Raw genomic sequence first — 12,036 nt, forward strand, 5'->3', positions numbered from 1 at the left:
GCAGATAGTGCTGGAAGTAGAGGTTGTGGTAGAAGATGATTCCGGTCCGAGTGAGGAAGTAGACCAGCCCGGCCGTGTGGAGGACGATGGCGGCATTGCACGTAACCGGGCTTCGGCCTGCGGCTTCGCATCCATGTGGCTGGACGAAATCACCCGCCCTTCCTGCACGGTCGCAGGTAGAGCGGGTGAGGGTGGGAGGCGCTGCTAGTCTGCGGCGCCTCCCGGCGTTCTCGCGGTCAGAGATCCATGAGATCCGCAGTGAGACTGGTCAATTCATTCTTGTAGGTCGCGACCAGCCCGACCAGTGAATTGGATTGTGCCTCCTGTGCTTTGATGATGGTCTCCATGGCCAGCACCCGGCGTTCCAGTTTCGCGATGATCCGTGCCTGATCGTTGATCGTCGCCGCCTGCTCGTTGATGATCGCCCCGGCGCTGTCACCCGATGCGGCCGGCTTCTCTGCCAGCACAACCGAACTCGAGTACGCCACGAGATCGCGTGTCCCGACCGGCGCGGCTTCCGCCACACCTTCTGCATCGGTGTCGTCGGCTGCCGCATCCTCGGCAGGCTCACTCGGTTCCGCGTGCGGTTCTGTCTCCGCGTCCGCGGCTTCCCCTTCCAGCTCCGCTTCGGCGTCCGCCGCCGGCTCGGCATCCACGAACGGTTCGGTCTCCGCGACCTCGTCGAGCACGCCCTCTTCGACCGAAACACTCTCGCCGTCAACAGCTTCCTCGACCGGACCGGCAGACTCGTCGTCGGTCAGCTCCTCGACGAGGAGTTCGGGGGAGTCGTCCGGATCCAGCTCGGGCTCCACTTCGGCTTCGGCTACCGCCTGGGGCGCTTGCTCCGGCTCGGCTTCGGCAGCCGGCTCGGCCGCTTGCTCCGATTCGGTTTCAGCCACCGCCTGGATTGCTGGCTCCGGCTCGGTCTCCGCTACCGGCTCGATGTCGGTTGCTGGCTCCGTCGCCTGTTGCGGCTCGGCTTCCGCTACCGGCTCAGTTGCCTGTTGCGGCTCGGCTTCCGCCACGGGCTCGGCCGCCGGCTCTGCCTCGCCGTCGGCTGTCGGCTCGGTTGTCTGCTCTGATTCCGTCTCCGCCACGGGCTCGGTGGCTTGTTCCGCCTCGGTCTCGGCTACCGGCTCGGTCACTGGCTCCGAATCGTCCTCTGCCTTTGCCTCGGCTGCGGCTTCCGGCTCTACTTCTGCTTCGGCTTCCGGGCCCGCTTCGGCTTCTGCATCGGTCACTGCTTCGGCTTCTACTTCGATACCCGACTCCGGCTCGTCTTCGGCAACGGCCACGGTCTCCGGGGTCTGCTCGGCCGAATCACTATCGTCCGCAACGGTTTCGTCGCTGGCACTGGCGGTCTCTGTGTCGACCGCTACCCCATCTTCTTGAACTACCGTTTCCGGCCCGGCCGAATCCTCTTGCACCGCAGGCTCGACCTCGGCTTCCGTGACCAGCTCCGGCTCCGCCTGAGCGTCCGAACTTGTCTCGGGCTCGTCCGCGGGCTCGGTTTCGGTTTCCGGTTCGGGTTGCGCCTGAGCGTCCGAACTTGTCTCCGGCTCCTCTGCGGACTCGGCTTCAGTTCGCAGTTCGGATTGTGCCTCAGTGTCGGAGTTCGGCTCGGTCTCGGCTTCCAGTTCGGGTTCGGCCTGAGCGTCGGAACTCGGCTCGGGCTCGACCGCAGGTTCAGCCTCGGCGTCCACCTCCGATTGCGCTTCGGCGTCCGCGGTCACCTCGGCCTCGGATTCCGCAGTCTCCTCGGCGGCCTGGCTCCCCGACTGGTCGATCGCTTGCTCGACGTCGTCGCTTGCCGCAACCGGCGTATCCGCCTCAGTCTCGATCGGTGCTTCCACCTCGGCCCCGGTCTCGTCCTGAGCGACGGCCTCATCCTCGACAGCTACCACTTCGGCGACGGTCTCGGCATCCGTGTCGCTGACTGCTGCTTCCACCTCGGCAGCATCCGCCGCCACCGACTCCGCGCCGGATTCGTCCTCGACCACCGCCGTGGTTTCAGCGGACTCGTCCGCCTCGGCGGCATCCTTCACACCCTCATCCTCGACCGACTCGGCTGCCTCAGCGGCAGTCTCGCCCACTGGTGAAGTCTCGTCTTCAGCCACAGCCTCGCCCTCAGGCGCAGCCACACTCTCATCCTCCGCAGCCGCTTCGACTGCGGTGTGCTCCGCGTCAACCGTCGACTTGCCTGCGACCTCTTCATCCGTGACGGCACGCGACTCTGCGGAATCGGCCACGGCCTCCGACTCCCCGGACACGTCCGCATCGGGAGTGACGGTCTCACCGTCCTGCTGGGTTACCTCCAGTTCCGCCGCCTCGGTCTGAGCTACTTCCTCAGTGTCGGTAGGCGTTTCACCCTCGGCGGGTGTCTCGCTGTCGACAGGTGCTTCGCCCGCTTCGGGGGTCTCGCTGTTCGCGGATGTCTCCGCGACGTCGACCTGCTCGCCCGCTGCCTCGTCGGTCACTGCGGGTGCCTCGGCGGCTGGCGCTTCGTCGTCTGCCGCGTCGGCTTCGACCGAATCCGATGCTTCGGTCGCGACTTCCTCCGCTGATTCAGCGGCCACGCCCACGGCATCGCCCGCACTGGCCTCGACCTCAGCCGTCGGCTGCCCGGCGTCAGCGCCCTGCGTGACATCTTCGGCCGAATCATCTTGCGCCGCTGCGTCATCGGCGGCGCGCTCGGCGACATCCGCTGCCGACTCCACACCCTCGGCGGCCGGCTCGTCTTCGGCCGCTGACTGCAACTCGGCACCGGACTCGCCGTCGGCGGACTCCGTACCCGCGGCAGCCTCGTCTTCGACAGACGCCAGTTCCGGCTCGGCAGCCGTATCGACAGCGTCGGCCCCGGCCTCCGTATCAGCCTGCGCCGCAGCGTCTTTGGAGATCTCGTCCGCCTCTGCCCCGGCAATCTCGTCTGTCGGAGCCTCAGCAGCATCCCCGCCCTCGGCTACAGCTTCGCTGTCGGCACCCACTGACTCCGTCTCGTCGGTCGTCTCCGCGACATCGGATCCGTCCGTGGTCTCAGAGTCAGATTGCGCCGCTGCGTCTTCGGTTGTCGTCTTCGGTTGGGGCTCCTCAGTGGAAACCTCTTCTGCGCAAGTCTCGGCCGGAGCAGCTTCCGCACTGTCGGTTGCGACCGTGTCTGCCTCGTCGATCGTGTCCGCTGCTTCGGATTCGGGCTCGGCCTCCGGAGTGGCCTGCGACGTGGTGTCCTCGGTGATCTCCTCCGATTCGGATCCCTCAGTGGCAATCTCGTCTGCGGGGGTTTCGGCCGCAGACGCTTCCTCGCTGGCGGTTGCGACGGGCTCGGGCTCGTCGGTCGTGTCTGCGATCTCGAGTCCGGCGTCGGGCTCCGGGTCGGCTTGTGTCGCTGCGTCTTCGGAGACTTCCTCCGACTCGATTGCCGCGGCAGCGGTCCCCTCTACCGTGGCCTCGTCATCGGTCGCCGCGTCGTCGACAATGGCTACCGGTTCCGTCTCGTCGGATGTGTCCGCGATTTCGGATTCGGCTTCCGGGGCGGCTTGCAACGCCGTATCTTCGGTGATCGTCTCCGGTTCGGACTCCGCAGAGGTGGCCTCCTCTGCCGGAGTATCGGCCGTAGCCTCTGGGGCGCTGTCGGTGCCTACCGTCTCAGCCTCGTCGATCGTGTCCGCTGCGGCGGTCTCCTCTGCCGGGGTTTCGGCCGTGGTCTCTGGGGCGCTGTCGGTGTCTACCGACTCGGGCTCGTCGATCGTGTCCGTGTCCTCGGCCTCGGGCTGCGGGGTGTCCTGTGGCGCTTCGACTTCGGTGATCTGCTCGGATTCGGCGACCGCAGTGGCGGTCTCCTCAGTAGCCTCGTCCTCGGTCTCGGCGGCGCTGTCAGCAGCGACCGGCTTCGTCTCGTCGGCCGTGTCGGCGACCTCCGATCCGGCCTCGGCTTCCGGGGCGGCTTGCGACGCTTCCTCTTCGTCGATTGCCTCCGGCTCGGTCGCGTTCTCGGCGACCTCCTCTGCGGGAGTCTCCTCGGAAGCTTCGGTTGCGGCCTCGTTGTCGGTGGCTATCGACTCCGTCCCGTCTGCGATCGCGGTCTCCGGGTTGGGCTGCGGCGCTTCGTCTTCGTCGACCAACGTCGACTGCGTTGCCTCTGCCGCGGCCTCCTCGGTGGTCCCGTCTTCGGTTGCGGTGTCGCTGTCCGCAGGGACCGGGTTCGTCTCGTCGGTCGTGTCGGCGATCTCGGGTTCAGCCTCGGGCTCCGGGGTGGCGTGTGCCGCTTCCTCTCCGGCGATCGCTTCCGCCTCGGTCGCCGCAGCAGCGGCAACCTCTGCCGGGGCATCGGCAGTAGCTTCGTCGTCGGTGGCTGCCGACTCCGTCTCCTCGGTCGTGTCCGTCTCCTCGGTCGTGTCCGTGTGCTCGGATTCGGCCTCGGGTTCCGGGTTGGCCCGCGGTGCTTCGTCTTCGGCGGTCGGCTCCGACTCGGTCGTCGCAGTGACGGCGTCTTCGGTGGTCTCGTCTTCGGTTGCCGTGCCGCCGTCGGTGGCTACCGGCTCTGTCTCGTCTGTTGTGTTCGAGGGCTCGGATCCAGCCTCGGCCTGCGGGGTGATTTGCTGCGCTTCCTCTTCGTTGATCGCCTCCGGCTCGGTCGCGTTCTCGGCGACCGCCTCTGCCGGTGACTCCTCGGTACCTTCGGCTTCCGCTTCGGTGGCGGTGGCTACCGGCTCTGTCTCGTCTGTCGTCTCCGCGATCTCGGGGTCAGCCGCGGGCTCCGGGTCAGCTTGTGACGCTTCGTCTTCGGGGACTGCAGTGGGCTCGGTCGCGGCGGTTGCGGTCGACACGGCCGGAGTTTCGGTGGTGGCGCCGTCCTCAGTTGTGGCGGCGTCGTCGGTGGCTATCGGCTCCGGCTCCAGGGGCGGGTCCGCTATGTCGGATCCGGTTTCCGGCTCCGGATCATGTTGCGGCGCTACATCTTCGGCGGTCGCTTCATCCTGTCCGGTCGACTCGCTCGCGTCGGCCGCTGATTCATCGGCGGCAGTTACCTCTGCGGCCGCATCCGTGGCGGGCTCGTCCTCGATCCCCGCCTCGTCACTTTCCGTCAACCCTTCCGTAACCTCCTGTGTCCCTTCATTTTCGGCAACCGAAGGCTGACCGTCGACTTTCGGTTCACCCTCAGCGGGTGCCGTTCCGTTGGCAGCGGTGGCACCGTTAGCTGTCGTGGTCTCCGCGGCGTCGGCCGTGTCGTCGTCGGTCATCGTCCGGTCGTCGGGAGTTGTCATAGTCCGTCCACCCTCTCGAAGGCGTGTGCTGAATCCCGGTATGAGCGCCCGGGGCCTACAGGGTCGCACGAGATCGAGGTTGCTGCGCGCGAATCCGTCCGCGCTGGTACGTAATTGGGGGTTCGCGCCCGGGGGATATCATTCCGTGATCGAAAATGCCGATGACGCTGCGCTCGCTGGCCTCGAGCGAACTTCGCCCGATCGCGCGACCGTGCGCGGTCCACACGCCGAGATCGGTTTAACCAGAAGGTTGCTAGAGAGAGGGGAAGCGTCGGACGCGGCCTTGGTTGCAGGCCGCGTCGCCGCACCTCGGTAGCGAATCGGCAATAAGCGAAATATGTTGGAGCCGAACGAATTTGCGTCAAGCTCAGTCACCCGTTCAGTCCAGTTGGCAAGCTATTCTGTGAAACTCCCGTTGCTCCAATGGGTTTCGATCCGATCACGTATCTGCATCGTCTTGGTGTCGCGAGGATTATTCGCGCAGGCCACCCGCGGGTTCACCGGCGAGATCGACTCGGCCGCCGACGGAGCCGAACGATGTTGACCTGTTTCGCTGAGAGCGCAACAGTGCTCCTGTCGTCATCTCGATCCGCCCGGCCCGCAGCGTCGGTCCGGCAGCTCCTCGACCGCTCCATGCATCGAGCCCCGAGATCACCACGGAGTCCCCGGGGCTGCTGCGACAGCCGGGCAAGAGTCCGTCCGTACGAGGCGATCAACTCTCCGCGGAACCGCTCTGCTCGGCGATCCACGCCGCGATCTGGGTGCGTGAGGTGAAGCCGAGTTTGGTCAGGATGTGTTCGACGTGTCCGGCGGCGGTGCGTTGGGAGATGTGCAGACGAGTAGCAACAGCCTTGTTGGTCAGGCCCTCGGCGACGAGGCCGGCCACCTCCTGTTCCCGCTTGGTCAGCCCCACTGACGGACCCGGGGCGGGCGGTGCGGCCTGCGGTTGCTCGTCCAGGGCATAGCCGGTCGCGGAGAGCAGATCCAGTGACATGCCCTTGCGGTATGCGGTCTCGAACGCTTGCGGGCCGAGCGTGCGACGGGCCGATCGCTCGCAGTCCTCGTGGTGGACTGCGGTTTCCGGGAACAGCACGGGGGAGGCGCCGATTTCTCGGGCCAGTGCCTGTGCGGCGCCCAGCAATATGGCCGTCCGGCGCGCACTGCCATGGGTGCCCACGACCCATGCCAGTGTTTCCAGCGCTATCGCGGCCATGAGCAGATCTTGCTGCTTCCTGGCCTGCTGCAACTGTTTGCGCAGCAACCCCAACGCTCGATCGCGGTCGCCTTGGCGCCAGGCGGCGACTGCCGCTCCCCACAGGGCGTACACCAGATGTACCGAACCGCCGTAGGATTCGATGATCTCGAGGGCCGTCTCGTAGCACCGCAGAGCCTGAGTGCTCTCGTCGCGCAACGCGTGCACCCAGCCGAGCCCGAGCAGGCACCAGATCCGCCCGTAGACGTCGTCGTGCTCGGTGAACACCGCGAGGCCGGCCTGCAGGGGAGCGTCTGCGCTGGGCGAGTCGCCGATGCGGACCGCGTGCAGGCCGAGGGTGAGATTCGCGAACGCCTGCACGATCGGGTTGTCGCTACCGGCGATCAAATCCCGTGCTTGCTGCGCTATGGCGGATGCGACCGCGAGATCGTCCTGCGACTCGGTCACCAGGCAGGTGCGCCAGAGTGCCTTGGCCCGTGCCGCCGTCGCGGTAGCGGGCTCGAGAGCGAGAGCGTGGTCCAGCCAGTGCCGGGCCTCGCCGAGTTGGCCTCGGGAGAACCAGAACAGCTGGATGGTCGCCGCGAACGACAACGCGGCGTCGGGTTCCAGGTCGGTGTCCGTCAGGCACGATCTCAATGCTTCTCGGAGGTTCGGTTGTTCGCGTTCGATGCGGGCGATCCAGTCGCGCTGGCGCGGGCTGAACCAGTCGGCTTCGACGCGCTCGGCGAACTCGCGGTACCAATCCCGATGGCGGCGAAGCGGTTCTGGATACTCGCCGGCCTCCTGGAGTTTGTCGCGCCCGTATTCGCGCACCGTCTCGAGCATCCGGAATCGCACGACCGAATCGGACTCTTCCCGGATCACGACCGACTTGTCGACCAGCGCGGCCAGTACGTCGAACAGATTCTCCGCCGCGAGGCCGCACGAGCACACCTGTTCGGCGGCGTCGAGCTCGAAACCGCCGGCGAACACCGAAAGCTGAGCCCATACTTGCTGTTCGGCCGGAGTGCACAGGGAAAAACTCCAGTCGATGCACCATTGCAGCGTCTGCTGGCGGCTCGGCGCGCTTCGGCTGCCGCGGGTCAGCAGCGCATACCGGTCGGTGAGCCGCGTCAGGATCTGTTCGGGCGACAGCGTTCGCAGCCGGGCCGCGGCCAACTCGATCGCCAACGGCAAACCGTCGAGGCGGTGACAGATCTCGGTCACGGCGGCGACGTTGTCCTCGGTGAGCGTGAAGTCGGGGACCGCGGCGGTCGCCCGTTCGACGAACAGGTTGACCGCGTCGTACCGGCGCGCGCCCCGCAGCGACGGGCGCCGGTCCGGATCGGGCGCGGACAGCGGCTGCACCTGGAGCACCGCTTCGCCACCGATGTTCAAGGGCTCCCGGCTGGTGGCGAGGATCCGCAACGTCGGACATGCCCGCAGCAGCGTCTCCGCGACCTTCGCCGTCGCATCCACGATCTGCTCGCAGTTGTCCAGCACCAGCAGCGCCCGGCGCGACGCGAGATATTCGACCAGCACGTCCAGAACCGGCTGTGCCTGGGGACGCAACCCCACAGCCGCGGCGATCACGCCCGGCAGGAGAGCGCCGTCGTGCAACTCCGCGAGTTCGACGAGCCACACCCCGTCGGCGAAGTCGCGCTGCGCGCCGGTAGCCACCCGCAACGCCAGTCGCGTCTTGCCCACCCCACCGATTCCGGTCAAGGTCACCAGCCGGGAACTCGCCAACAGATGTCTGGCCTCGGTCAGATCGGTGCGCCGGCCGACGAAACTCGTCAGCTCCGTGGGCAGCAGCGCGTGGGCAGCGGCGGGCGAACCGAACCGCACGTGCCTGCGTACCGGCGTGCGGCCACTGGTCAGTGGAACCGGCGGAACCGAGGTGCTCTCCGGCGGCGGCGCAACCGCTTCGGCCCGCACCGCCATCTCGTCGACCGGTCGGCCGCGCCCGGCCTGCAGACTCTGCAACTGCGCACCCAATGCCGCGGGGGAGGGCCGCTGCGCGGGATCACGGGCCATCACCTGTTCGATCACCCTCGCGAGGTCGTCATCGATGCCGTGTTCGCGCGGATTCGGCACCGGCTGGCTGGTGATGCGCAGGAACTGGGCCACCACCTGCTCACCGCTGTGCCGTTCGAACGCGGCATGCCCGGTCACCGCGGCGAACAACGTGGCGCCGAGGCCGTAGACGTCGGCCGCCGGGGTGGGCGCCTCGCCGGCCAGTACCTCCGGCGCGGTGAACGCCGGCGAACCGGTGACTGTGCCGGTCGCGGTGTGGAATCCGCCGGGGATGCGCGCGATCCCGAAATCGGTCAGTGCCGGTTCACCGTATTCGGACATCAGAATGTTGCCGGGTTTGATGTCGCGGTGCAGGATGCCGAGCCGGTGTCCGGTCTCGAGAGCCCCGGCCAGCTTCACCCCCAGTTGCAGCGTCTGCTCGACCGGCAGCGGACCGTGCCGGCGGATCCACACCTCGAGGGAATCCTGCGGATAGAAAGGCATCACCAGATAGGGCAACCCGGACGCGGTGGTACCCACCTGCAGCACGCCCACGATGTTCGGATGCCCGGTCAGACGGCCCATCGCCCGCTGTTCCCGGACGAACCGCTCCCGATCCTGCTCGTCCAGGTCGCCGGTGAGCACCTTGATCGCCACGACACGGTCCAGGGCCACCTGGTTGCAGCGGTACACCACGCCGAAACCGCCGCGGCCGATCTCCTCGGCGTCGCCGAATCCGGCATCCGCCAGTTCCGCCGCGACATCGTAGATCGCGGTGTGCTGTGTCTTGAACGGGTCGCTGTCGCCCATATGCCGGTCCTGATTAGTGACATATCAAGGATACTTCGCGGTCACCGGCGTGGCCGCCGCGCGCCGCAGAGTGGCGCCGTGCCTGTGATCGATGCAGAGGCTCGTCTGCAGAGCCTCTCGTGCTGCCCGTCGACCTGTGACGAGTGAGGACTTATGGGGGCATCCGCGGAGTGTGGCCGCGAGTAGATTCCGAATTGCGCGATGTGTTTGGTCCGGTTCTTCGGGATGGCAGCGAAGCCGATCATCTACCGCACGGTTCGTGGCGCGCCCGCACCGCGCGGTTCCTGTCCTGCACTGCTCGGTCGTGATGCCGGATATCAGCAGTCTCGCTGCGAGAACTCACGATTCGACGCCGCACAGATCAGGTAGAGGAGGCTCGTCATGGCTGTCGACATGGACAAGCTGCACGAGTTCATGGGCCGGTTCGTCGCTGACCTGGGGGCTACGTTCGCGGCAGGCAACGTGGTCATCGGACACAACCTCGGGCTGTATCGAGCGCTGGCCGAGGGCCCGGCGCACCCGGCCGAACTCGCCGAGCGCACCGGCACCGATCCGCGCTACGTCACCGAGTGGTTGCGTGGCCAGGCGGCCGGTGGATACGTGGAGTACGACCCGGCGAACGACACCTACTCGATGACCGAGGAACAGGTGTTCACCCTCACGAACCCGGACGGCGGGGTCTATCTGCCGGGCGCGTTCGTGCTCGCGCTCGGCGCGCTGAAGGCCGAACCGCGGATCACCGAGGCGTTCCGAACCGGCGACGGGATGGGCTGGCACGAGCACGACCAGTACGTCTTCACCGGGTGTGAGCAGTTCTTCCGTCCCGGGTACGCCGCCAACCTGGTTCCGTCCTGGATCCCGGCACTGGATGGCGTGCAGGACAAACTTCGCGCCGGGGCGAACGTCGCCGATATCGGTTGCGGGCTCGGCGCATCGGCGATCCTGCTGGCGCAGGAGTACCCGAACTCCCGGTTCACCGGTTCGGACTACCACGAACAGTCGATCGAGATCGCCCGCAAGCGGGCCGCGGATGCCGGGGTCGGGGACCGGATCAGGTTCGAAGTGGCCTCGGCGACCGACTTTTCCGGCAGCGACTACGACCTGGCCGCCACATTCGACTGCCTGCACGACATGGGCGACCCGCTCGCCGCGGCGCGGCACGTGAGCGAGGTACTCGAGCCGGACGGCACCTGGATGGTCGTCGAGCCCAACGCGGCCGACGATGTCGCGGACAACCTCAACCCGGTCGGCCGGGTCTACTACAACGCCTCGAGCCAGCTGTGCGTGCCGAATGCGCTGTCCCAGTCCGGCGGCTACGCCCTGGGCGCCCAGGCGGGTGAGGCCGCGATCCGTCAGGTGACCGCCGATGCCGGGTTCACCCGTTTCCGGCGCGTGGCGGAGACTCCGCTGAACGCGGTCTACGAGGTACGCCCCTGAATCCGGCGCGAGAGGCGCGCTCGCAGAGTTTCGGTCCGGTCGAGCCCCGCATCACCCCCTATCGTCGCCCTCGTGGCCAGGGGGGTGGAACCCGGTGCATCCACTCTGATTATGCTGTCGCCGAATGTTCTTCCGCCACGGTGCTCGGCAACAACCCGCGCACACGGCGGAGCCCATTTTCGAATGCCTGACGAAAACCCTGATCGAAGGCCCTTTGCGCGCGGTCGAGGTCCGAATTGTCCAACGCCGCAACGAACTTGGTAACGCAAGGGGACGGTTCACGGATATCCGGCTGCTCCCTCGCGTTCGACCGGTCCGCTCCGGTCCGAATCCGCGTGGGGTTCGCATGTCGGTTCACATTTCTTGCCGAACTCATCGAGAGTCGAAAGAGAGGTCGTTCATGGCAGCACAGCATCGCAGGCGGTCGACCAAGCGGTCCGGGCGTGGCGGATCACTACTGGTCGCGGCAGCGGTTCTGTCGTCGGGGGCGCTGTTCGAGGCCGCCCCCGCGATGGCAGACGCGAGCAAATCCCCGACGGCGACGAGTCGTAACGATACGAACGGGAAGCGAGCCGTCCCGGACGGCGCTCTCGCGCCGGTCGACCCGTCCCGTCTGCACCTGCCGACGGCCCTCGCGCCGCCGGTCGCGCCGATCCAGGCGCCGGACGGGACCCTGCGCATCGGTTCCGCCCAGATCGGACGGCCGGACTGGGTCGACCCCAAGCTCGCCGAGGGGATCAACGACTCCTTCGCCCAGCAGGAGGCGACCCTGGCTCAGGGATTCGACTCGGTCGGATTCGATCCGGCCCGGTCGGACCGGATGGCCGGCGACGCCATGGTCGGTTCGCTCGCCGGGAACGTCACGGCAGGTGTCCTCACCAGCCCGCTGACCTCCACCAGCGCCGCGGTCGGCGCCGTCGCCGGTTTCATTTCCGGAATTCCTTTCCTCCCAGCGGGTTTGGTGGTCATGCCGGTGGTCGGTGCGCTCATCGGCGCCGCGGTGATCGCGGTCCCCGCGGCGGTGGTCGGTTCCGGTATCGGCGCGGGGGCGGGCGCTCTCGAAGGTGCGCTGGCGCCCGCGACAGTGCCCTCGCCGTCCGTCCAGCACGCACCGCCGGTGAACCAGCCGGCGCGCAGCGCATAGCCGTCATCGATGGCCGGTTGGAGTTTTCGGTCGGCCATCGATGGGGTCGGCCGACGTCCCCGGGAGTTGCCACCGACTTCCGGCGGCGCACGGCCACGTATTGACATCACCTGATTCTAGATGAATCATACGATTCATCTTAAGTGCGCAGGGCTGCCACGTCGTGGTGGCCGCGT

General features: G+C 67.3%; 4 protein-coding genes. 2 read left to right on the plus strand and 2 right to left on the minus strand.

Annotated elements, in window-relative coordinates; genetic code table 11:
• Window positions 1–236: 236 nt before the first annotated feature.
• Window positions 237–5,261, minus strand: a complete 5,025-nt coding sequence (locus tag K7711_RS12330) for a midas domain-containing protein (protein WP_222968708.1) — start codon at window positions 5,259–5,261, stop codon at window positions 237–239.
• Window positions 5,262–5,973: 712 nt separating this feature from the next.
• Complete coding sequence (locus K7711_RS12335) at window positions 5,974–9,279, minus strand: protein kinase domain-containing protein (RefSeq protein ID WP_222968710.1); 3,306 nt, start codon at window positions 9,277–9,279, stop codon at window positions 5,974–5,976.
• Between the two features lie 381 nt (window positions 9,280–9,660).
• Between K7711_RS12335 and K7711_RS12340 the strand changes: the two genes are divergently transcribed.
• Together K7711_RS12340 and K7711_RS12345 are read left to right on the plus strand one after the other, a co-directional pair.
• Window positions 9,661–10,716, plus strand: coding sequence for a class I SAM-dependent methyltransferase (locus K7711_RS12340; RefSeq protein WP_222968713.1), 1,056 nt, complete (start codon window positions 9,661–9,663; stop codon window positions 10,714–10,716).
• A 400-nt stretch (window positions 10,717–11,116) separates the two neighbouring features.
• Entirely contained in the window at window positions 11,117–11,860 is a 744-nt protein-coding gene (locus K7711_RS12345; RefSeq protein ID WP_222968715.1) for a hypothetical protein, read from the plus strand.
• The last annotated feature ends 176 nt before the right edge of the window (window positions 11,861–12,036 follow it).

This window comes from Nocardia coffeae, from assembly GCF_019890715.1.
GTDB lineage: Bacteria > Actinomycetota > Actinomycetes > Mycobacteriales > Mycobacteriaceae > Nocardia > Nocardia jiangxiensis.

Bases quoted from the DNA above. Each gene is read 5' to 3' on its own strand.
- K7711_RS12340 (WP_222968713.1), top strand. From the start codon at position 9,661: ATGGCTGTCGACATGGACAAGCTGCACGAGTTCATGGGCCGGTTCGTC.
- K7711_RS12330 (WP_222968708.1), bottom strand. From the start codon at position 5,261: ATGACAACTCCCGACGACCGGACGATGACCGACGACGACACGGCCGAC.
- K7711_RS12335 (WP_222968710.1), bottom strand. From the start codon at position 9,279: ATGGGCGACAGCGACCCGTTCAAGACACAGCACACCGCGATCTACGAT.
- K7711_RS12345 (WP_222968715.1), top strand. From the start codon at position 11,117: ATGGCAGCACAGCATCGCAGGCGGTCGACCAAGCGGTCCGGGCGTGGC.